The sequence below is a fragment of the Mycobacterium sp. BMJ-28 genome, assembly GCF_054404835.1.
Map to the genome: position 1 here is coordinate 4,450,430 of NZ_CM136783.1, position 19,365 is coordinate 4,469,794.

The 19,365-nt window shown below is 68.6% G+C and carries 23 protein-coding genes; 14 read left to right on the forward strand and 9 right to left on the reverse strand.

Going from position 1 to position 19,365, the window contains the following annotated elements; translation table 11 throughout:
- Positions 1 to 20: 20 nt before the first annotated feature.
- From crcB (ACXPWS_RS22020) to mbtN, 6 genes are read left to right on the forward strand one after another with little or no spacing between them, the layout of a single operon-like run.
- Positions 21 to 416, forward strand: a complete 396-nt coding sequence (gene crcB / locus ACXPWS_RS22020; protein ID WP_458708684.1) for a fluoride efflux transporter CrcB — start codon at positions 21 to 23, stop codon at positions 414 to 416.
- Positions 413 to 781 (forward strand): fluoride efflux transporter CrcB, encoded by a 369-nt coding sequence (gene crcB / locus ACXPWS_RS22025; protein WP_458708685.1) that lies wholly within the window; start codon positions 413 to 415, stop codon positions 779 to 781. The genes crcB (ACXPWS_RS22020) and crcB (ACXPWS_RS22025) overlap by 4 nt, the downstream gene beginning before the upstream one ends.
- Positions 778 to 1,830, forward strand: coding sequence for a DUF190 domain-containing protein (locus ACXPWS_RS22030; protein WP_458708686.1), 1,053 nt, complete (start codon positions 778 to 780; stop codon positions 1,828 to 1,830). The genes crcB (ACXPWS_RS22025) and ACXPWS_RS22030 overlap by 4 nt, the downstream gene beginning before the upstream one ends.
- A gap of 60 nt (positions 1,831 to 1,890) precedes the next feature.
- The gene (locus tag ACXPWS_RS22035; RefSeq protein WP_458708687.1) at positions 1,891 to 2,160 is read left to right on the forward strand and encodes an acyl carrier protein; all 270 of its coding nucleotides are present in this window, start codon (positions 1,891 to 1,893) and stop codon (positions 2,158 to 2,160) included.
- 5 nt (positions 2,161 to 2,165) lie between these two features.
- Positions 2,166 to 3,734, forward strand: coding sequence for a long-chain-fatty acid--ACP ligase MbtM (gene mbtM / locus ACXPWS_RS22040; protein WP_458713649.1), 1,569 nt, complete (start codon positions 2,166 to 2,168; stop codon positions 3,732 to 3,734).
- The gene (gene mbtN / locus ACXPWS_RS22045; RefSeq protein ID WP_458708688.1) at positions 3,731 to 4,891 is read left to right on the forward strand and encodes a mycobactin biosynthesis acyl-ACP dehydrogenase MbtN; all 1,161 of its coding nucleotides are present in this window, start codon (positions 3,731 to 3,733) and stop codon (positions 4,889 to 4,891) included. Before mbtM ends, mbtN begins: the two co-directional genes overlap by 4 nt.
- Positions 4,892 to 4,901: 10 nt before the next feature.
- Here mbtN and ACXPWS_RS22050 read toward each other — a convergent pair whose 3' ends face one another.
- On the reverse strand, positions 4,902 to 5,531 hold the full coding sequence (locus ACXPWS_RS22050) for a GNAT family N-acetyltransferase (RefSeq protein WP_458708689.1): 630 nt from the start codon (positions 5,529 to 5,531) through the stop codon (positions 4,902 to 4,904).
- A gap of 77 nt (positions 5,532 to 5,608) precedes the next feature.
- Here ACXPWS_RS22050 and ACXPWS_RS22055 point away from each other — a divergent pair, with 77 nt between their 5' ends.
- Positions 5,609 to 5,797: a hypothetical protein gene (locus ACXPWS_RS22055; RefSeq protein ID WP_458708690.1), complete on the forward strand. Its 189-nt coding sequence runs from the start codon at positions 5,609 to 5,611 to the stop codon at positions 5,795 to 5,797.
- Here ACXPWS_RS22055 and ACXPWS_RS22060 read toward each other — a convergent pair.
- Positions 5,794 to 6,180 (reverse strand): DUF2237 family protein, encoded by a 387-nt coding sequence (locus ACXPWS_RS22060; protein WP_458708691.1) that lies wholly within the window; start codon positions 6,178 to 6,180, stop codon positions 5,794 to 5,796. The two genes, ACXPWS_RS22055 and ACXPWS_RS22060, sit on opposite strands and share 4 nt — an antisense overlap.
- Before the next feature lie 168 nt (positions 6,181 to 6,348).
- Between ACXPWS_RS22060 and ACXPWS_RS22065 the strand changes: the two genes are divergently transcribed.
- Positions 6,349 to 6,558, forward strand: a complete 210-nt coding sequence (locus ACXPWS_RS22065; protein ID WP_458708692.1) for a hypothetical protein — start codon at positions 6,349 to 6,351, stop codon at positions 6,556 to 6,558.
- On the opposite strand, the gene ACXPWS_RS22070 is transcribed toward ACXPWS_RS22065, so the two are convergent.
- Genes ACXPWS_RS22070 through ACXPWS_RS22080 form a run of 3 tightly spaced genes read right to left on the reverse strand, consistent with a single transcriptional unit; the run spans position 6,518 to position 8,919 of the window.
- Complete coding sequence (locus ACXPWS_RS22070; protein ID WP_458708693.1) at positions 6,518 to 7,675, reverse strand: N-acetylglucosamine-6-phosphate deacetylase; 1,158 nt, start codon at positions 7,673 to 7,675, stop codon at positions 6,518 to 6,520. The two genes, ACXPWS_RS22065 and ACXPWS_RS22070, sit on opposite strands and share 41 nt — an antisense overlap.
- Positions 7,676 to 8,461: a glucosamine-6-phosphate deaminase gene (gene nagB, locus ACXPWS_RS22075; protein ID WP_458708694.1), complete on the reverse strand. Its 786-nt coding sequence runs from the start codon at positions 8,459 to 8,461 to the stop codon at positions 7,676 to 7,678.
- Positions 8,461 to 8,919 carry a PTS sugar transporter subunit IIA gene (locus ACXPWS_RS22080; protein WP_458708695.1) on the reverse strand — a complete coding sequence of 153 codons (459 nt, stop codon included), beginning with the start codon at positions 8,917 to 8,919 and terminating at the stop codon, positions 8,461 to 8,463. The genes nagB and ACXPWS_RS22080 overlap by 1 nt, the downstream gene beginning before the upstream one ends.
- 69 nt (positions 8,920 to 8,988) lie before the next feature.
- On the opposite strand from ACXPWS_RS22080, the gene ACXPWS_RS22085 reads away from it, so the two are divergent.
- Positions 8,989 to 10,530 carry a PTS transporter subunit EIIC gene (locus ACXPWS_RS22085; protein WP_458708696.1) on the forward strand — a complete coding sequence of 514 codons (1,542 nt, stop codon included), beginning with the start codon at positions 8,989 to 8,991 and terminating at the stop codon, positions 10,528 to 10,530.
- Here the strand turns inward: ACXPWS_RS22085 and ACXPWS_RS22090 are convergent.
- On the reverse strand, positions 10,527 to 12,281 hold the full coding sequence (locus ACXPWS_RS22090) for an N-acyl-D-amino-acid deacylase family protein (RefSeq protein ID WP_458708697.1): 1,755 nt from the start codon (positions 12,279 to 12,281) through the stop codon (positions 10,527 to 10,529). The two genes, ACXPWS_RS22085 and ACXPWS_RS22090, sit on opposite strands and share 4 nt — an antisense overlap.
- A 140-nt stretch (positions 12,282 to 12,421) precedes the next feature.
- On the opposite strand from ACXPWS_RS22090, the gene ACXPWS_RS22095 reads away from it, so the two are divergent.
- Positions 12,422 to 12,931, forward strand: coding sequence for a TetR/AcrR family transcriptional regulator (locus ACXPWS_RS22095; protein ID WP_458708698.1), 510 nt, complete (start codon positions 12,422 to 12,424; stop codon positions 12,929 to 12,931).
- Between the two features lie 22 nt (positions 12,932 to 12,953).
- Here the strand turns inward: ACXPWS_RS22095 and ACXPWS_RS22100 are convergent, their stop codons facing one another.
- Entirely contained in the window at positions 12,954 to 13,895 is a 942-nt protein-coding gene (locus ACXPWS_RS22100; RefSeq protein WP_458708699.1) for an LmeA family phospholipid-binding protein, read from the reverse strand.
- A gap of 48 nt (positions 13,896 to 13,943) precedes the next feature.
- Between ACXPWS_RS22100 and ACXPWS_RS22105 the strand changes: the two genes are divergently transcribed.
- The gene (locus tag ACXPWS_RS22105) at positions 13,944 to 15,701 is read left to right on the forward strand and encodes a sulfatase-like hydrolase/transferase (RefSeq protein WP_458708700.1); all 1,758 of its coding nucleotides are present in this window, start codon (positions 13,944 to 13,946) and stop codon (positions 15,699 to 15,701) included.
- Positions 15,702 to 15,758: 57 nt separating this feature from the next.
- Here the strand turns inward: ACXPWS_RS22105 and ACXPWS_RS22110 are convergent, their stop codons facing one another.
- Positions 15,759 to 16,442, reverse strand: a complete 684-nt coding sequence (locus ACXPWS_RS22110; protein WP_458708701.1) for a YceI family protein — start codon at positions 16,440 to 16,442, stop codon at positions 15,759 to 15,761.
- A gap of 98 nt (positions 16,443 to 16,540) precedes the next feature.
- On the opposite strand from ACXPWS_RS22110, the gene ACXPWS_RS22115 reads away from it, so the two are divergent.
- From ACXPWS_RS22115 to ACXPWS_RS22125, 3 genes are all read left to right on the forward strand, one after another.
- Positions 16,541 to 18,148, forward strand: coding sequence for a peptide chain release factor 3 (locus tag ACXPWS_RS22115; protein ID WP_458708702.1), 1,608 nt, complete (start codon positions 16,541 to 16,543; stop codon positions 18,146 to 18,148).
- A gap of 75 nt (positions 18,149 to 18,223) precedes the next feature.
- The gene (locus ACXPWS_RS22120; RefSeq protein WP_458708703.1) at positions 18,224 to 18,430 is read left to right on the forward strand and encodes a FitA-like ribbon-helix-helix domain-containing protein; all 207 of its coding nucleotides are present in this window, start codon (positions 18,224 to 18,226) and stop codon (positions 18,428 to 18,430) included.
- Positions 18,427 to 18,810 (forward strand): type II toxin-antitoxin system death-on-curing family toxin, encoded by a 384-nt coding sequence (locus tag ACXPWS_RS22125; protein WP_458708704.1) that lies wholly within the window; start codon positions 18,427 to 18,429, stop codon positions 18,808 to 18,810. Before ACXPWS_RS22120 ends, ACXPWS_RS22125 begins: the two co-directional genes overlap by 4 nt.
- A 60-nt stretch (positions 18,811 to 18,870) precedes the next feature.
- On the opposite strand, the gene ACXPWS_RS22130 is transcribed toward ACXPWS_RS22125, so the two are convergent.
- Positions 18,871 to 19,218 carry a hypothetical protein gene (locus ACXPWS_RS22130; RefSeq protein ID WP_458708705.1) on the reverse strand — a complete coding sequence of 116 codons (348 nt, stop codon included), beginning with the start codon at positions 19,216 to 19,218 and terminating at the stop codon, positions 18,871 to 18,873.
- Between the last annotated feature and the right edge of the window lie 147 nt (positions 19,219 to 19,365).

Below are 19,365 nucleotides of genomic sequence, written 5' to 3' on the forward strand. Positions count from 1 at the left end.
CAGGCTCCATACTGAGCGGCATGGCTGGATTCGACCGACGTGAACTGGCGGCCGTATTCGCCGGCGGCGCGCTGGGCACCCTGGTCCGCGCCGGACTCGGGCACGCGCTTGCGGTGGCCCCCGGGCACTGGCCGTGGCCCACCTTCATTGTCAACATCGTCGGCACGGTCCTGCTGGCGTTCTTCACCACAAGGCTGCTGGAGCGGCTACCGACATCGGCGTACCGGCGGCCGTTGCTGGGCACCGGATTGTGCGGTGGCCTGACGACTTTCTCCACCATGCAGGTCGAGACGGTCACCATGCTGGAGCACCACTTCTATGGGTTGGCCGCCGCGTACACCGTGGCCAGCATCGCGGTGGGCCTGGTGGCCATGCACTTCACCACGGCATTGGTGCGACGGGTGCGGATCCGATGACCACGCTCGCGGTGTGGATCGGTGTCGCGCTGATCGGCGGCGCCGGTGCCGTGTGCCGGTTCCGGCTGGACAAGGCGGTGTCCACCCGGGTGTCCCGGCCGTTCCCGGCCGGGACGCTGGTGGTCAATGTCAGCGGCGCATGGTTGCTCGGCTTCGTCGGCGGGTTGGCGCTGAGCCCGAATGTGGCCCTGCTGGCCGGCACCGCATTCGTGGGCGCCTACACCACCTTCTCGACGTGGATGCTGGAAACTCAACGGCTCGGCGAGGAGCGTCAGTTGCGGGCGGCCATCGCCAATATCGTGATCAGCGTGGTACTCGGGCTGGGTGCGGCCTGGTTGGGCCTGACGATGGGAGCCCTGCTGTGAGCGCAGACCAGCTGAAGCTGACCGCGTACTTCGGGGAGCGGTTGCGCGGTGAACATCGCTTCGTCGCCGACGAGCTGCTGGAGTTGTTCGGGTCGCACCGGGTCGCCACCAGTGTGGTGCTGCGCGGTAGCGCCGGGTTCGGCCCCCGCCACGAACTGCGCAGCGACCTCACCCTCTCGCTGTCGGAGGACCTGCCGGTCGCACTTGCCGCGGTGGACCGGGCCGAGCGGATCACCGGATTGGCCGAGCAGACGGTGGCGATGATCGACCGCGGGATCGTCACCCTGGAGCGGGCCCAGCTACTCGATGCGCCGCCACCGGAGCATGCCAAGCTCACCGTCTACGTCGGACGGCAGACCCGCTGTGCCGGACGGCCGGCCTACCGGGCGGTCTGCGACGTGCTGCGCGCGCACGGCTTCGCCGCGGCGGGCGTCTTCCTCGGGGTGGACGGCACCGTGGCCGGACAACGCAGGCGGGCCCGGTTCTTCGGCACCAACGCCGATGTGCCGGTGATGATCATCGCCGCGGGCACCGGTGCGCAGGCGGCCGCCGCGGCCTCCGAGCTGACACGGCTGGTGCCCGCCGCCACCATGACGGTGGAGCGCGCACAGCTGTGTAAACGCGCCGGCCGGCTGATCGCGGCCCCGGTCGCGCTGCCCGAGACCGACGCCGACGGTCGCCCGCTGTGGCAGAAGCTGATGATCCACACCCGTGAAGACAACCTGACCGACGGGACGCCCATCCACCGCGCGCTGGTGGCCCGGCTGCGGGACCGCCGGTCGGTCAGCGGCGTGACCGTGCTGCGGGCCATCTGGGGTTTCCACGGCGACGGGGAACCGCACGGGGACAAGCTGTTTGCGCTGGGTCGCCAGGTGCCGGTCACCACCATCGTGGTGGATACGCCGACGCGGATCGCGGCGTGCTTCGACCTCGTCGACGAGCTGACGGCGCACCACGGGGTGGTCACCGCCGAGTTGGTCCCGGCGTTGGTGAGCATCGACGGCGGACATCGGCGCGGCGATACGGCGCTCGCACGGTACACCTGGTGAGCCGCCGCACAGCGGGGTAAGCCTAGCCTTGGCTAAGTACCCGGTGTAGCGTCCACCGACATGGAACAGTCACCGTCCGCTGCTGTCAACCCTGAGCTGCTCACGGTCCTGAGAGACGATCTCAGCATCGACGTCAGCCGAGTCACCCGCGACTCCCGGCTGATCGATGACCTCGGCATGGATTCGGTGGCGTTCGCCGTCGGAATGGTCGCCATCGAGGACCGCCTGGACGCCGCCCTGACCGAAGAAGACCTGCTCAGCTGCGAGACCGTCGGCCAACTGGAATCCGCGGTGCTGGCCAAACTGCCGGCGCAGCAGGCGAACTCGTGAACGCACTGGCCCAGGCCCTGTCCGTGGCGATGACGGGGTCCGACAACGACCTGCACGTCCTGGACACCGCCGCAGGCACCTGGACCCGTCATCCGTGGGCCGAGGTGCATGCCCGCGCCGAGAACGTCGCCGAGCGCATCTGCGCCGAGGGAACCCAGGCCGTCGGTCTGGTCGGTGACCCGAACGTGGAATTCATCGCCGGGATCACCGGCGCCCTGCTGGCCGGGGCCGCGGTGTCGATCCTGCCCGGACCGGTCCGCGGCGCCGACCCGCAGCGCTGGGCACAGTCCACCCTGACCCGGTTCGAGGGCATCGGCGTGCGCACGGTGCTCAGCCACGGAACACACCTGCAGCAGCTCGGCTCGGCCGACGGCGCGGTGACCGTACACGACGTCGTCGGCGTGGCGCATGCACAGCGCTCGCGCACCCACCACGGCAGCGTCGGCAGCCCCGTCGCGGTGCTGCAAGGCACCGCCGGGTCGACGGGAACGCCTCGCACGGCACAACTTTCACCCGAGGCGGTGCTGGCCAACCTGCGGGCGCTGGTGAGCCGGGTCGACGTCGGCACCGGCGACACCGGGCACTCCTGGCTGCCGCTGTACCACGACATGGGGCTGTCCTTTCTGCTCACGATGGCGCTGGGCGGGGCCAATCTCTGGCAGGCGCCCACCTCGGCGTTCTCCGCGCAGCCGTTCGGCTGGCTGAAATGGCTGACCGACAGCCGCGCCACGCTGACCGCCGCACCGAACATGGCCTACAACATCGTCGGCAAGTACGCCCGCCTGGTCAGTGACGTCGATTTCTCCCAGCTGCGGTTCGCGCTCAACGGCGGCGAACCCGTCGACTGCGACGGCAGCGGACTGTTCGCCGCCGAGATGGCCCGGTTCGGGCTGCACCCCGGCGCACTGGCCCCGTCCTATGGCCTGGCCGAATCCAATTGCGCGGTGAGCGTGCCCACCCCCGGCTCGGGTTTGCGGGTCGATGAGATCCACGTCGTCAGCGACGACGGCGGATTTGTGCGCAAGCACGCGGTGCTGGGCGAGGCCATTCCCGGCATGCAGATCCGGGTCACCCCGAGCGAGCAGTTCGCCGGCAGCATCACCGATCGCGAGGTCGGCGAGGTCGAGGTGCGCGGCACGTCGATGATGAGCGGCTACCTCGGGGTGGACCCCATCGACCGTGAAAGCTGGTTTCCCACCGGCGATATCGGATACCTGCTGGATGGCGGCCTGGTCATCTGCGGACGCGCCAAGGAGATCATCACCGTTGCCGGGCGCAACATCTTCCCGACCGAGATCGAACAGGTGGCCGCGCAGATCGACGGCATCCGCCCTGGCGCCGTGGTCGCAATCGGCACCGACGGGGCGTCGACGCGCCCGGGCCTGGTGATCGCCGCCGAATTCAAGGGTGCCGACGAGCCCGCCGCGCGCAGCGCGCTGGTGCAGCGCATCGCCTCCGAATGCGGTGTGGTGCCCGCAGACGTGGTGTTCATGCGGCCCGGTTCGCTGCCCCGCACATCGTCGGGCAAGCTGCGCCGCCTCGAGGTCAAACGCAATCTGGAGGCCGCCCCATGACGGTGACGGCGCCACCGGTCGAGGACTTCCCCGCCCTGCTGGCCAGGGTGTTCAACGATCAGGTGCGGACGTGGACCGCCGAAGCCGAAGCGAGCGAACAGTTCCCACGCCAGCTGATCGAGTATCTGGGCCGCGAGGGGGTGTTCGCCGCCAAGTGGGGCGATGCCCAGCAGCCCGATGTCGGCAAGGTGATCGCCCTGGCCATGGAGCTGGGTCGGCTGGGATCGGCCGGTATCGCCGTCGGGGTCAGCCTGCATGATTCGGCCATCGCCATCCTGCGCAGGTTCGCCCGCAACGACCACCTGCGCGATATCGCCGAGCGCGCCATCCGCGGTGACGCCGTGCTGTGTATCGGCGCCTCCGAGGAGTCCGGTGGATCCGACCTGCAGATCGTCGGCACCGAAGTCCGTTCCGTCGACGGCGGATTCGCCGTCACCGGGATCAAGAAATTCGTCTCACTCTCCCCCATCGCGGATTACGTGATGGCGGTGGCGCGCAACGTCGACAACGATCCGTCCAGTCGGCACGGCAACGTCGTCGTCATCGCGGTACCGCTGAACCACCCCGGCGTGCAGGTCCAGGTGCCCTACCGCAAAGTGGGCGCCGGGCCGCTGGCCACCGCGGCCGTGCACATCGACGCCTGGCTGCCCGCCGACGCGCTGGTGGCGCGCCCGGGCACCGGGCTGGCCGCGATCTCCTGGGGTCTGGCACATGAGCGGATGTCGGTGGCCGGCCAGGTCGCCAGCAACTGCCAACGGCTACTCGGAATCACGTTGGCGCGCATGATGAATCGTAGCCAGTTCGGCCACACCCTGTACGAGCATCAGGCGCTCCGGATGCGGGTGGCCGACCTGCAGGCCAGGGTGGACATGCTGCGGTACGCCCTGATGGGCATCGCCGCGGGTAAGACGCTGGACCTGCGCACCGCGGCCGCCATGAAGGTGACCGCGGCCCGCCTCGGTGAAGAGGTGGTGTCGGAGTGCATGCACATCTTCGGCGGCACAGGCTATCTCGTCGACGAGACCCCGCTGGGCCAGTACTGGCGGGATATGAAACTGGCCCGCATCGGCGGCGGCACCGACGAGGTGCTGTGGGAGTTGGTGGCCGCGGCGATGAAGCCCGACCACGACGGCTATGCCGCGATGATGGGCCGCTGAACCCGGCGGACTACCGGTGCGCCGGGATGTCCTCCGGGGTGCGCGGGAACGCGTAGAGCGCCATCCGCCGGTTGGACATCTGGTGCTCCCCCAGGAACGTGCACCCGATGTACTCGACCAGCCTGCGCGCACCGAGATTGCGGTGGTCGGGGTCGAACATCACCCGGCGGCACTGCGGCTCGCCGGCGAACATGTCGGCCAGCAGCTTCGGCAGGATCAGCGGGGCGATGCCGCGGTTGACCAGTTTGGTGTCGGCGATGGCCGCGTGCATGCCCAGGTCGTAGGGATCGGCGTCATACCGAGCAGCGATGGAATCCTTTGCCGCTCGGTACAATTCGATGTAACCGACGTCTTCGCCGTTGCGGCTGGTGATGAACGGGCGGGAGAAGGTGCCGGCCAGCTGCGCCTTCAGGTACCGCCGCCAGCGCTCCGGCGGCCAGTCGTACTCCCATGCCTGCGCCAGGTGCGGCCGGTTCATCCACTCGGAGATCATCTCGGCGTCGGCATCCGGATCTGCCGGGCGGGCGGCGTAGGGCGCCGCGATCTGCGGAATCGTCGGCGCGGGCACCTCGCGGACCCGCTCGGAAATGTCGGTCAGCTCGCGCGGCAGGATGGGCAGCGCCTCGTCAGTGTCGATCATTTGAGGATCGAGCCTACCCAACGACGAGAAATCCGGGTGGCCTACGCGACCCGCATCTTCGGTGCCATCGTAGAGAGATGACGCGTGACCGAATCGGCGAACTGCGGAGATGGGAGGACGCCGGAGCGCATTGGCAGGTGGTGTCCGAAACCGCAACCGCGGTGACCATCGCACTGCTGCGCTGCGACGGTGGAGAGGAGGTCGACCGCTTCACCTCGACCGACCCCGAACTGCTGCGGTTCGTGGCCGCCCGCACCCGGGACTAAAGGTCACTGGCGTCGTCGGGCACGTCCACGGCGTGCTCGGCGAGTGCCTCCAGCGACACCACATCCAGGGTGCGCTCGTGCGTGCATGCCATCACCACCGGTGCCGCACAGCCGTCCTCGTAGGCGCGCAGCCAATTGTGCGCGGTCACGCACCAGCGATCCCCCGGTTGCAGCCCGGGGAACCGGTACTCCGGCATCGGGGTGGAAAGGTCGTTGCCGATCGAGCGCTGATGATCGAGGAACTCCCGGGTGACCACCGCGCAGATCGAATGCATGCCCGGATCCTCGGGCCCGGTCGAGCAGCAGCCGTCGCGGTAGAAACCGGTGAGCGGTTCGGCACCACAGGGCTCCAGCGGGCCGCCGAGCACGTTGCGTTCGGGCATCGTCTCATCATGCCCTGCTTACCGCCGCGCAGCCCGCGCCGGACGACCACACCCACGGTGTGACGCGGCACACCCTCTGCACTTCGCAGCTACCCGCCGGTAACCGACACTCTGTACAGTCGTAGCCGTTGCCAGGGAGGCGGCACTGGCACAAGGGTGACGATCGACATGAGTATGCACAGTTCGGCGAGCGATGCCGGGACGGCAGTCGAGGAGCTGACGCTGACCGAACCCGACGCCCCCGAGCCGTCCGCGCACATCCCGAGCCGTGACGACGGCGCCACCACTCCCGGGGGCCCGACCATGGTGCTGCTCGGCACCGGCATCTACCTCGCCGTCAAGGTGTGGCGGTACCGGCGTCGCCGCCGGCAGGGTTGACCACCCAGCTGCCCTGGTACAGCGTTCCCGTGACGCGCAGTTCGGCGTCCATCGTCACCACATCGGCGGGCGCACCGGCTTGCAGGCCCGGCCTGGACAGCCGCAGCGCACGGGCCGGATTGACGGTGGCCTGACGCACCGCCTGCAGCAGCGCGTCGTCGCGGTCGAGCCCGCTGTGGGCGACCGCGAACCGGAACACGGCATCCATGGTGGCGGTGCTGCCGGCGATGGTTTCGGTGCCCGCAACCCGCGCCCGCCCGCCCACCACCTCGACGGACATGGTGCCCAGCTGGTAGCTGCCGTCGGCGCCGCCGGTGGCGGCCATCGCGTCGGTGATCAGCGACACCCGAGGGGTACTGCGCGTCACGTGCCGGTAGATCGCCGGGTCGACGTGCACGCCGTCGGTGATCAGCTCGACGGTCACCCGCGGATCCTCCAGCAGCGCGATGATCGGGCCCGGTGCGCGGTGGTTCACCGGGCGCATCGCGTTGAACAGATGAGTTCCCACGGTGGCGCCGGCATCGATCGCCGCCCTGGTTTGCTCGTAGCTCGCCTCGGTGTGCCCGACGGCGGCCACCACCCCGGCGCCGGACAGCCGACCGATCGCCTCCAGCGCCCCGGCCCGCTCGGGCGCCAGCGTCACCATCCGCACCGCGCCGCCGCCGACTTCCAGAATCCGTTCCAGTTCAACGGGTTCCGGGTCGCGCATCAACGCTACATCATGGGCGCCGCAGCGATGCACCGACAACCACGGGCCCTCCAGGTGGATACCGTCGATCAGGCCGGCGCGGGTGTGCTCGGCCAGCGCACCGACCTGGCGCAGCAGGTCCTCGGGGCCCGCCGTGACCAGGGAGGCGATCAGCGTGGTGGTGCCGTGCCGGCGGTGCAAACCGACCGCCGCCGACGTCGCGGCCAGGGTGCCCGCCGAGAAGTCGGCCCCGGCACCGCCGTGCACATGGGTGTCGACGAAACCGGGGACCACCACGGCGGCGGTGTGGTCCGCAGGCGCCGGTGGGGCCCCCGCACCGACCGCGCGCACCGTGTCACCGGTGACGTCGATCCAGCCGGGCCGCAACAACTGCGCGCCGGTGAGCAGGGTGTCGGCGGCGATGAGCACTCAGATACCTTGCCAGTCCGGTTTCGATCGGTAGGCCTCGCGGTAGTAGTCCGACAGTTGTAGCCGCCGGGCCGCGGCGTCGTCGAGCAGCACGGTGACGTGCGGATGGTGCTGAAGAACGGTCGCCGGCCACATCGCCGACACGGATCCTTCGACGAGGTGGTGCACGGCTTCGGCTTTGGCCGCACTGCCGGCGATCAGGACGACGTGCCGGGCGGCCATGATGGTGGCCAGCCCCTGGGTCAGGCAATGCGTGGGTACCGCATCCACATCGCCGTCGAAGAACCTGGCGTTGTCGATGCGGGTCTGCCGGGTCAGCGTCTTGATCCGGGTGCGCGAGGCCAACGAGGATCCCGGTTCGTTGAAGGCGATGTGACCGTCGGTGCCGATGCCGAGGATCTGCAGGTCCACACCCCCGGCGGCGGTGATCGCCAATTCGTAGGCGGTGCACGCGGCGGGGATGTCGGTGGCCAGGCCGTCCGGGCCGGTCACCGCACCGGGGGCGAAGTCGACGCGGGACACGAACACCTTGTCGATGACGTTGCGGTAGCGCTCGGGATGCTCGGCGGGCAGCCCGACGTACTCGTCGAGGGTGAAGCCGCGGGCCTGGGCGAAGCTGAGCTGACCGCCCTGGTGTCGCGCGACGAGTTCGTCGTAGATGGCCAGCGGTGACGAGCCGGTGGCCAGGCCGAGCACCGCATCCGGTTTGCCGGCCAGCAGCGCGGTGATGGCGTCGGCGGCCAGTCGCCCGAGCGTTCCGGTATCGGGGGCGATGACGACTTCCATTACTTGGCCGCCGTGAAAAGCTCTACTCCGCTGGCGATTTCGGCACCGGTGACGCTCGCGGTGATGTTGGCGGCTTCGCGCTCGTCCATGATCACGACCGGCACGATGGGGTTGAGCCCCTTGGCCACCACCGCGGGTACGTCGTAGGTGATGACGAGCTGACCGGCGGTGACCTCATCGCCCTGGGTGGCGTGGGTGGTGAAGCCCTCCCCGTTCAGCGCGACGGTGTCCAGGCCCAGATGCACCAGGACGCCGACATTGGCCGGGGTCATGACGATGTAGGCGTGCGGCATCAGTTTGAGCAGCTTGCCGCTGACCGGGGCGAGCGCCTGCAGCACGGTGCGGGGTGGGTCGATGGCGGCACCGTGACCCACCATGCCCTGGGCGAACACCGGGTCGGGAACCTCGCTGAGCGCTACCGCCCGGCCGGGGACCGGCGCGAGAACAACTGTCGTCATACCGCACAACACTACGAGCGTTGCCGAACCGGGTCTCGGGTTCATCGGTTCTCGTTTAAGCTGCCCCGAATGAGCGGGTCGACGAAACCTCAAAGCAGTCCTAGGGTTCCAGGATTTGCGCAGTTGCAGCGCCTCGGCAAGAGTTTGATGCTGCCGATCGCGGTGCTGCCGGCGGCCGGCATCCTGCTGCGCCTGGGTCAGCCCGACCTGCTGGGCCGGATCGACGCGCCGGTGATCGGCGCCTTCTTCAAGGCGATGAGCGCGGCGGGCGACGCGGTGTTCGCGAATCTGCCGTTGCTGTTCGCCGTCGGTGTGGCCATCGGGTTCGCCCGCAAGGCGGACGGTTCGACCGCGCTGTCGGCCGTGGTCGGCTACCTGGTGGTGCAGGCGGTGTTCAAGACCATGTCGCCGATCGTGCTGGCCGGCGAACTCGACAAGGCCGGCGAGCAGGCCCAGATCAACTACAGCGTGTTCGCCGGCATCGTCATCGGTCTGGTCACCGCGTGGCTGTTCGACCGCTACCACACCATCCAATTACCTTCGTATCTGGGCTTTTTCGGTGGGCGCCGGTTCGTCCCGATCGCGGTGTCACTGGCCTCGCTGTTCATCGGCTTCGCCATGAGCTACTTCTATCCGCTCTTCGATGCCGGCCTCACCGGGCTCGGCAAATTCATCGGCGGCGCGGGCGCGTTCGGCGCGTTCGTCTACGGGTTTGCCAACCGCATGCTGATTCCGTTGGGGCTGCACCACATCCCCAACTCGTATGTCTGGTTCCTCTACGGCGACTACCAAACCCCCGACGGGAATGTGGTCACCGGTGAGCTGACCCGCTTCGCCGCGGGTGACCCCAGCGCGGGCCTGCTGACCTCCGGCTTCTACCCGATCCTGATGTTCGGCTTGCCTGCCGCGGCTCTGGCGATGATCCACGTCGCCAACAAGAAGCAGCGCAAGGTGGCCGTCGGCATCCTGTCCGCCGCAGCGCTGACGGCGTTCCTGACCGGGGTGACCGAACCGCTCGAATTCGCGTTCATGTTCGTGGCCTTCCCGCTGTACGTCATCCACGCGATCCTGACCGGGCTGTCGCTGGCCATCGCCTATCTGCTCGACATCCACCTGGGGTTCTCGTTCTCCGCCGGGCTGATCGACCTGCTGCTCTACGGGACGGCACCGGCGGCGAAACACATCCCGCTGCTCATCGGGATGGGCGTGGTGTTCTTCATCGTCTACTACCTGATGTTCCGGTTCGCCATCACCAGGTGGAACATGCGCACCCCGGGCCGTGAACCGGAGGACGAGTTCGAGGCCGAGGAGCAGGCCAATCTCGGTGAGGGCAGTGAGTCGGCTACCGCCGTGGTGGCGCCGGGCGCGGGCACGCAGCAGGAATCCAAGGCCGAACAGGTCATCGCCGCATTCGGCGGACGGGACAACCTGGTGAACGTCGACGCCTGCATCACCCGGCTACGGATGGAGGTCGCCGATCCGGCGAAGGTGGATCAAGCGCGGCTGAAAAGCCTTGGTGCAGCGGGGGTCATCGAGGTCGGCAACGGCGTGCAAGCGGTGTTCGGCACCGAGGCCGAGGCGTTGAAGAACGACATCCTCGGTATCCTCTAGCCCCGCACCAGCCGGCCCGGCCGCGCCCCGGTGTCCACGCCGTCGCGGCGCGTCACCACACCGTTGACGATGGTGGCCGTGTACCCCGAGGAGCCTTGCACCAGCCGGTGCCCGCCCGCGGGCAGGTCATAGGCCATCCGCGGGGCGTGCAGGGTCAGCGCGTCCAGGTCGATGATGTTCAGATCGGCCTTCTTGCCGACCGCGATCACCCCGCGGTCGGTGAGCCCGAACAACTGCGCCGTGTCGTGGGTCTGCTTGCGGATCACGTACTCCAGCCCCAGCTTTTCGCCGCGGTGACGGTCGCGCGCCCAGTGCGTGAGCAGGAACGTCGGATAGGAGGCGTCACAGATCATGCTGCAGTGCGCCCCGCCGTCGGACAGTCCCAGCACCGCCGCGGGATGGGTCATCATCTCCCGGATCGCGTCGTGGTTGCCGTCGGCGTAGTTGAACATCGGCAGCATCAGCATGGCGCCGGCATCGGCTTCCAGCATCAGGTCATACATCGTGGCCAGCGGGTCGCTGCCACGCTGACGGGCGATCGCCGCGACGGTGCGCTCGGCGGTGGGCTCGTAGTCGGGCGGCTCGCCCAACCGGTAGAGCCGCTCGGTGGAGTACTGCGCGAACGCGAACATGCCGTCGAACAACACATTCGGATCGATCGGCAGGTCCGCCTCGGCGAGGATGGCCGAGCGCACCGCGGGTTCGGCGAGCCGAGCGGCCAGTTCCGCACGGCTGCACTCGGCCTTCAACCTGCGGTAGGTGGGGCGGTGGGTGAATGCGTGGTGGCCGGGGAAGCCGAGCAGCATGCCGAACGGGCGGGCAGCCACCTGCGGGTAGAGCCGGCTGCCGGCCTGGTGCGCGCTGGCCGACAGGTCGAGTTGTTCGCGCCACAGGTTCGGGTCGGCGTCGACCTGGATGAGCGCGAAGCTCAGCGCGCAGTCCACCTCCTCGCCCAGGCGCCGCATCCATTCCAGTTCGCGCCTGGGTGCGACGATGTCCTCCCCCGCGGCGCCTTGGGGCGCGAGTTCGAACACCGCGCCGCCGCCGGCTGCGGTGGCCCGGCCCAGGGCGAACAATTCGTCCTCGGCCGCGAAGGTGCCCGGCACCGGCTCACCGTCCATGGCGCGGTGCGCCAGCGTGCGCGATGACGAAAAACCCAGTGCCCCAGCCTCGATGGCTTCGCGCACCAGCCGGCTCATGGCCTCGATATCCTCGGTGGTGGCGGGTTCGTTGCGGGCGCCACGCTCACCCATCGCGTAGGCGCGGACGGTGCCGTGCGCGATCTGACTGCCGACGTCGACGGCGAGTTCACGGTTGCCGATCACGTCCAGATACTGCGGATAGGTCTCCCAGCCCCAGGTGATGCCTTCTGCCAGTGCGGTTCCCGGGATGTCTTCGACACCCTCCATCAGTTCGATCAGCCATTGTTCCTGGCCGGGGCGCACCGGCGCGAAGCCCACCCCGCAGTTGCCGGCGACCACGGTGGTGACGCCGTGATTGCTGGATGGCTCCAGCAGGTCGTCCCAGCTGACCTGGCCGTCGTAGTGGGTGTGGATGTCGACGAAACCCGGGGCCACGATCTTGCCTGCGGCATCGATGGTCTCGGTGGCCGCGGCAGCCAGGGGTTCGTCGGCCGGGCCGCGGCGCCGGACGTCGACGATCCTGCCGTTCTTGATGGCCACGTCGGCGGTGAACCGGTCGGCTCCGGTGCCGTCGACGACGGTGCCGCCGGTGATCAACAGATCGAACACGTTGCCCTCCTTCACCCGATATAGTCGGCAATGTAACACCGTTACAGAACCGAGGTGGACGAATTCGCAACACGAAAGCCCTTGACGCCGAGACCGTTCTGGACACCGCGGCGCGCCTCGTCGAGCGCGGCGGATTCTCGGTGCGCGGGCTCGCCGACGAGCTCGGAGTGGCGGTCACGTCCATCTACTGGCATGTCGGCGGCCGCGATCAACTGTTCGACCGCCTGATCGACCGGCTGCTGGCCGAGATGACCAGCTTGCCGATCGAGGGGGCCGATGCGGTGCAGCGCATCTTCTCGGTGGCGCGTGCCCAACGCCGGTTACTGATCCGGCGCCAGCATCTGCTCGCGCTCGCCCATGAACGCGGCCGGACGGCGACGCTGTTCGAGCCCGTCCAGCAGGCGCTGGCCGCACTTCTGGCCGAGCTGGGGGTGACCGGCACCCAGGCGGCGTTGATTCTGCGGGCGGTGCAGGTGCACATCATTTCCACCGCGGTCATGCAGTTTTCGACGGTGCGCGGGGACTACCACCGTGAGCCGTGGACCACGGATTGGCCCGACCAGGAACTGGTGACGGCCTTGCAGGCCCCCACCGATTACGACGCCGTCTTCGAGTACGGGCTGGGCGCCCTGCTGGCCCCCTGGCGTTGAGAAGGTCGTCAGGCCCCGTTCGTCAGAGGTCGGCGAAGCAGGAATTGCTGGCACCCGACGGGATCGTCGCGTTCCGGCTGGAGAACTTGCCCACCACACCGGTGCCCGTCACCTCGACGCTGTCGGCCTTGATCCCGAGCGGGTAATTGTCGTTGAGCTTGGTGGTCAGGTCGTCGAGCGCGGACTGCACGGTGTCCTTGGCGAACGGTCCGGTGACGTCCAGCACCACGAGATCGAGCTTGCCGTCGCTGACCACCGGTTGTGCGGTGACGGTGGTCCCACCCGCGGCTTCCAGGACCAGCGTGCCCGCGCTTGTGTCGGTATGCACCCCGGTGACCAGGTTCCCGACGACGGGCAGGTTCTGCGCCACGGTGTCCTTGATGCCTGCCGAGGTCCAGGACAGGGTGGCGTCCAGCGACCCGATGGTGCCCTTCGAGTTCGATGAAGCGTCGCCATCCTGCAGCTTGATATCGCTGAGGGTGACGTCGGCGGTCATGCCCTTGGCTTCCTGCACCTGGTTGCCGTCGGTGGCCACCGAGATGTTCGTGTAGTCGCCGGACAGGTACTGCCACAGGAACGGCGGACTCACCGAGAACGAGACGTCGGCGCCGTCGCGCACCAGACAGTCGGTGATGTTGGACAGCAGGGCGGCCGCTTTGTACCGGGCGTACAGTTCGGCGCCGGCCACGGTGGCGACCAGCACCGCGACCACGATGACGGCGATCAGGACGATGGTCTGGGTGTTGCGTTTCTTCGGCGCCGGTGGGGCGGACTGCGCCGCGACGGCGAACTTCTCGGTGGCGGGTTCCGGCCGGACGCGGAGTTGCTCGGTCGGTGGCTCCGGACGCGGGATGCGCTGGGTCGGCATCTCCGGTGGGGGCCCGCTGAACCGGTCCCCCGGTCGCTGCGCTCCTGCCGGCCGAGGCAGTCGCCTGGTCGGCTCGTCGGGCGGCGGTGTCGACATCCGGCAATTCTCCCCCACCAGGCTGGGCGCACGGTGTGAGATTCACAGATGACCCCCGATGTCGTCATCCTGATGACCGACGAAGAACGCGCCGCACCACCGTATGAACCCGAGGCGCTGCGGCAGTGGCGACAACGCACCCTGGCCGGCTGGCGCTGGTTCGACGAACACGGGGTGCGCTTCACCCGGCACTACACCGGGTCGCTGGCGTGCGTGCCCAGCCGGCCCACGCTGTTCACCGGGCAGTACCCCGATTTGCACGGTGTCACCCAGACCGACGGCATCGGCAAGCGGTATGACGATTCGCGGCTGCGCTGGCTACGCCGCGGCGAGGTGCCCACCCTGGGCAACTGGTTCCGGGCGGCCGGATATGACACCCACTACGACGGCAAATGGCATATCTCGCACGCCGACCTGACCGATCCGGTCACCGGAAAGCCGTTGGCCACCAACGACGATGACGGTGTCGTAGACCCGGAAGCCGTGCGGGCCTACCTGGACGCCGACCCGCTGCAACCGTACGGGTTCTCCGGCTGGGTGGGCCCGGAACCGCACGGAGCGGGCATGGCCAACAGCGGTTTTCGGCGCGACCCCCTATTCGCCGACCGCATCGTGGCATGGCTGGATGACCGGTACGCCCGCCGCCGCGCCGGCGACCCGGCGGCGCTGAAGCCGTTCCTGTTGGTGGCCAGTTTCGTCAATCCGCACGACATCGTGTTGTTCCCGGCCTGGGCGCGGCGCTCGCCGGTGCACCCGTCACCGCTGGACCCGCCGCCGGTGCCGGCCGCGCCGACGGCCGAGGAGGACCTGAGCCGGAAACCGGCCGCGCAGGCCGCCTTCCGCACGGCGTACTACTCCGGGTACGGCCCGGCCAAGGCGATCGAGCGGACCTACCGGCGCAAGGCCCAGCAGTACCGCGACCTGTACTACCGGTTGCACGCCGAGGTGGACGGCCCGCTGGACCGGGTGCGCCGCGCGGTCACCGCGGGCTCGACGGACGCGGTGCTGGTGCGGACATCGGATCACGGCGATCTGCTGGGCGCCCACGGCGGCCTGCATCAGAAGTGGTTCAACCTTTACGACGAGGCCACCCGGGTGCCGTTCGTCATCGCCCGGATCGGCGCCGCGCCGACCTCGGCCCGCACCGTGGACGCGCCCACCTCGCACGTCGATCTGGTGCCGACGCTGCTCGGCGCGGCCGGTGTCGACGTGCCCGCCGTCGCCGCGGAGCTGGCCGCCGAGTTCAGCGAGGTGCATCCGCTGCCGGGCCGCAATCTGATGCCGGTCGTCGACGGTGCACCCGCCGACGCGGAGCGGCCCGTGTACCTGATGACGCGCGACAATGTCCTCGAAGGCGACACCGGGGCGTCGGCCGCCGCCCGGGCGATCGGAGTGGTGTCGAAACCCCCTGCAGCGCTGCGGATCAGGGTGCCCGTCGACGTGGCGGGCAACTTCGAGGGACTCGTGGCGCGGCATCAGGGCCGGCTGTGGAAGTTGGTGCGCTACTTCGACGATCCGGGCGCCTGGACCGAGCCGGGGGTGCGGCAACTGGCGTTCAGCGGGCGCGGCGGTGAGCGGTACCGCAGCGACGTGCTCGACGACCAGTGGGAGCTCTACGACCTGACGGGTGACCCGATCGAGGCGGTCAACCGCTGGGACGATCCCGCACTCGACGACGTGCGCCGGTTCCTGCGCACCCAGCTCAAGCAGGTCCGGGCCGAGTCGGTGCCCGAGCGGCACCGGCCGTGGCCGTACGCGGACCGGCACACCCCGGCCCGCCGGGGCTGGTTGCGGTTCCTGCGCTGAGGTCCGGCACGTCGGCGACGACCTTCGCCAAACCGGTGTCCGAGGCACCGGACCGTGTCAGCCCTTGGTCAGATGCACCAGAAACTCGATGGTGGCGATCGGCTGCACTTCCAGCAGCGAGGCGAAGGGTTTCGGCGGGGACACGTTGTAGTCGTAGAACCGGACCGGGATGGCTCCGGCAACGTCGACCCGGTCGCCGTTGCGGGCGATGGTGGCGTGCGCGGACGCCGGCCGGCTGACCCCGTGCAAGGTCAGGTTGATGGGTACCTCGACGTCGAGCGGCTGCCCGTTGTCGGGCACCGAGGTGAGGTCCAGCGGTGCGGAGACGGTGACCTTGGCGGTCGGGTACTTCGCCGCGTCCATCACATCGGCACCACGGAACCGTTCGTCGCGGCCATGGTGACTCGACTGGATCGAGGCGACGTTCACAGTGAATTCAGCTGACACAAGCCGGGATTCGGCCACCTCGGCGGTGCCGGTCACCTGCGAGGTGCGGCCGTTGACATCGACGGTCTGCCACAGCAGTTGCTGCTCGGCGCGGTATCCGGCCTGCGAGCCGGGCCGCACGGCCCACGACCCGTTGATGCCGGTGGTGGCGGGAGCGCCGTCGGGCGCCACCGCCAGCGCGGGTTCGGGGGCGCCTTCGACGTAGGTCCGGAACGCCCACGGAGCCACCGCGACGACGGCGAGCAGCAGCAAAATCAGCAGGCCCACCAGAATTCGCCAGCGCGCTCTCTTCACCGTCACCATCGTGGCAGAGACCCCCGGACTGTGTCGCATTTCGGCGGCAACGCCGGATTTCGGGTTTGCCCACGTGGGCAAATACCATCGAGGGTGATATGACCGAGAACGCCCTGGATACCCGTACCGCCGGCCGGATCGCCGCCGAGGCGCGGCGTCGCCGCACCTTTGCCGTCATCAGCCACCCCGACGCCGGTAAGTCGACGCTGACCGAGGCGTTGGCCCTGCACGCCCGGGTGATCACCGAGGCCGGCGCGATCCACGGCAAGGCCGGGCGCCGGTCCACCGTGTCGGACTGGATGGACATGGAGAAGGCCCGCGGTATCTCCATCACGTCGACCGCGCTGCAGTTCCCGTACCGCGACTGCGTGATCAATTTGCTGGACACTCCCGGCCACGCCGACTTCTCCGAGGACACCTACCGGGTACTGACCGCGGTGGACGCCGCGGTGATGCTCATCGACGCGGCCAAAGGCCTTGAACCGCAGACGCTCAAGTTGTTCCAGGTGTGTAAGCACCGCGGGATCCCGATCATCACCGTGATCAACAAGTGGGACCGTCCCGGCCGGCACGCCCTGGAGTTGATGGACGAGATCCACGAGCGCATCGGACTGCGCACCACTCCCCTGACCTGGCCGGTGGGTATCGCCGGTGATTTCAAGGGGGTGATGGACCGCCGGGCGAACAAGTTCATCCGGTTCACCCGGACCGCCGGTGGCGCCACCGCGGCCCCCGAGGAGCACATCGCGGCCGCTGACGCGCACGCCGCGGCCGGGGACGACTGGGATACCGCGGTCGAAGAGTCCGAGCTGCTGTCGATGGACGGATCGGACTATGACCGGGACACCTTCCTGTCCGGTGAGTCCTCGCCGGTGCTGTTCACCTCCGCGGCGCTGAACTTCGGGGTGAATCAGCTGCTCGACGTGCTGGTCGAGCTGGCACCACCGCCCAGTGGCGGGGTCGACGTCGACGGGGCGCGGCGGGCGGTGGACTCGCCTTTCAGTGCGTTCGTGTTCAAGGTGCAGGCCGGGATGGATTCCTCACACCGGGACCGCATCGCGTACGCGCGGGTGTGTTCGGGCACGTTCGAGCGTGGCGAGGTGCTCACCCACGCCGGGACCGGCAAGCCGTTCGTCACCAAGTACGCACAGTCGGTGTTCGGCCAGCAGCGCTCCACGCTGGAGAACGCGTGGCCCGGCGATGTGATCGGGCTGGCGAACGCGGGGGCGTTGCGGCCCGGTGACACGCTGTATGTCGATGTGCCGGTGCACTATCCGCCGATCCCGAGCTTCTCCCCCGAGTTCTTCTCGGTGGCGCGCGGCAAGGACCCCAGCAAGCACAAGCAGTTCCGCAAGGGCATCGAGCAGCTGGAGCAGGAGGGCGTGGTGCAGGTGCTGCGCTCCGAGCGCCGCGGCGAGCAGGCGCCAGTGCTGGCCGCCGTCGGGCCGATGCAGTTCGAGGTGGCCACGCATCGGATGGCCACCGAGATCGGTGCGCCGATCACGTTGGAGCCCTTGCCTTATCAGGTCGCGCGGGTGCTCGATCCCGAGGATCTGGAGTTCATGAACAAGCAGGTGTCCTCGGAGGTGCTGACCCGCACCGACGGAGTGCTGCTGGTGCTGTTCTCCACCAAGTGGCGGTTGGAAGGCTTCCAGCGGGACAACCCGTCGGTGAAGCTGCATTCGCTGGTGGCGGCCGAGGGGTAGGCCGGCGCGGCCGGTCGACGTCCGGCGGCTAAAACACCTTCATCCAGAGTGGTATCAGTCCGGTATCGTCTTCCCATGGGTATGACTTTGCGCACCAGCGATGAGCAGACAGAAGCGTTGCGCCGCCAAGCTGCCGCAGAAGGACGCTCGATGCAGGCAGTGGCACTGGACGCAATCGATGAGTACATCAGCCGGCGATCGCACAAGTCGAAGGTCGATGCCGCTCTGAGTCGAGTGCTCGTCGAAGAAGCCACTGTCCTCGAACGCCTCAAGGACGCATGACTGCGTACCTCGATCTCGAAGACCTGATTGAGATCGCACGTCGGACGCTCGGTGACGACGTGGCCGTTCGGGACTACGGCCTACTCGATGCCGCATTGGCCCGTCCCCGTGCGTGGGTATTCGGCGAAGACGCATATCCAGACCTGTTCTTCAAGGCCGCGGCACTGATGCAGTCACTCGCGCGAAACCCCGCCCTGATCGATGGCAACAAGCGGCTGGCGTGGGCGGCGTGCTTGACATTCCTTGGCGTCAACGGCCAGTGGATCACTGCGCCGGAGGATGCCCGCTTCGAGTTCGTCATCCGTGTGTCCACCGGCGCGGATTCCGAACTCACGGCCCTCGCCGGTCGCCTACGCGCATGGAGTCATCCCGAGAGGTGACCCGGCGTTCTGCCGCCCGCCAGGTGACGAGCGGCAGAACAGGGGGCAGGTTCTAGTGGGTCACCAGCACGGGATCGGGTGGAACAGGTTCCAGAGCGGCCCACCGCACTGCATGTGGTAATCCGCGGGCGGCGCCCAGCCCACCGGGTTGTTCCAGTCGCCCGGGGGCTCCCAGCCGTCCGGCGGTCGCCAGCCCGGTGCCGGGTAGCCGTCGTTCCAGCCGGCCCATTCGGGGTGGTGCCAATCGGCGGGGCCGGGACCGCGGTTCCAGCCCGGGCCGTTGTTCCAGCCCGGCCCGTGCGGTCCGCGCGGGCCCCACCCGGGGTCGGCATTGGCGACGCCAGTGCTGACACCCATCGCGAGGGCGCCGGTGATCCCCACCGCGGAAATGACTTTCGCAAATCTCATGTCGATCGATCCTTTCAGCCCTGACGTCGCGTTGCGCCGGAGATCGGGCACCAGCGGAGGACGTCTGATAGTTAGTTTCGCTATGGACCTTAAGGAGAAGCTGTGTTCCCGGTCAGTGTTCGATGTACAGACCGGCGCCGACGGCGT

Coding starts and splice junctions, on each gene's coding strand:
- ACXPWS_RS22120 (WP_458708703.1), top strand. CDS start 18,224: ATGGGTATGACTTTGCGCACCAGCGATGAGCAGACAGAAGCGTTGCGC.
- nagB (WP_458708694.1), bottom strand. CDS start 8,461: ATGGAAGTCGTCATCGCCCCCGATACCGGAACGCTCGGGCGACTGGCC.
- ACXPWS_RS22080 (WP_458708695.1), bottom strand. CDS start 8,919: ATGACGACAGTTGTTCTCGCGCCGGTCCCCGGCCGGGCGGTAGCGCTC.
- crcB (WP_458708685.1), top strand. CDS start 413: ATGACCACGCTCGCGGTGTGGATCGGTGTCGCGCTGATCGGCGGCGCC.
- ACXPWS_RS22115 (WP_458708702.1), top strand. CDS start 16,541: ATGACCGAGAACGCCCTGGATACCCGTACCGCCGGCCGGATCGCCGCC.
- ACXPWS_RS22050 (WP_458708689.1), bottom strand. CDS start 5,531: ATGATCGACACTGACGAGGCGCTGCCCATCCTGCCGCGCGAGCTGACC.
- mbtN (WP_458708688.1), top strand. CDS start 3,731: ATGACGGTGACGGCGCCACCGGTCGAGGACTTCCCCGCCCTGCTGGCC.
- ACXPWS_RS22060 (WP_458708691.1), bottom strand. CDS start 6,180: ATGCCCGAACGCAACGTGCTCGGCGGCCCGCTGGAGCCCTGTGGTGCC.
- ACXPWS_RS22100 (WP_458708699.1), bottom strand. CDS start 13,895: ATGTCGACACCGCCGCCCGACGAGCCGACCAGGCGACTGCCTCGGCCG.
- ACXPWS_RS22035 (WP_458708687.1), top strand. CDS start 1,891: ATGGAACAGTCACCGTCCGCTGCTGTCAACCCTGAGCTGCTCACGGTC.
- ACXPWS_RS22125 (WP_458708704.1), top strand. CDS start 18,427: ATGACTGCGTACCTCGATCTCGAAGACCTGATTGAGATCGCACGTCGG.
- ACXPWS_RS22055 (WP_458708690.1), top strand. CDS start 5,609: ATGACGCGTGACCGAATCGGCGAACTGCGGAGATGGGAGGACGCCGGA.
- crcB (WP_458708684.1), top strand. CDS start 21: ATGGCTGGATTCGACCGACGTGAACTGGCGGCCGTATTCGCCGGCGGC.
- ACXPWS_RS22065 (WP_458708692.1), top strand. CDS start 6,349: ATGAGTATGCACAGTTCGGCGAGCGATGCCGGGACGGCAGTCGAGGAG.
- ACXPWS_RS22105 (WP_458708700.1), top strand. CDS start 13,944: ATGACCCCCGATGTCGTCATCCTGATGACCGACGAAGAACGCGCCGCA.
- ACXPWS_RS22085 (WP_458708696.1), top strand. CDS start 8,989: ATGAGCGGGTCGACGAAACCTCAAAGCAGTCCTAGGGTTCCAGGATTT.
- ACXPWS_RS22130 (WP_458708705.1), bottom strand. CDS start 19,218: ATGAGATTTGCGAAAGTCATTTCCGCGGTGGGGATCACCGGCGCCCTC.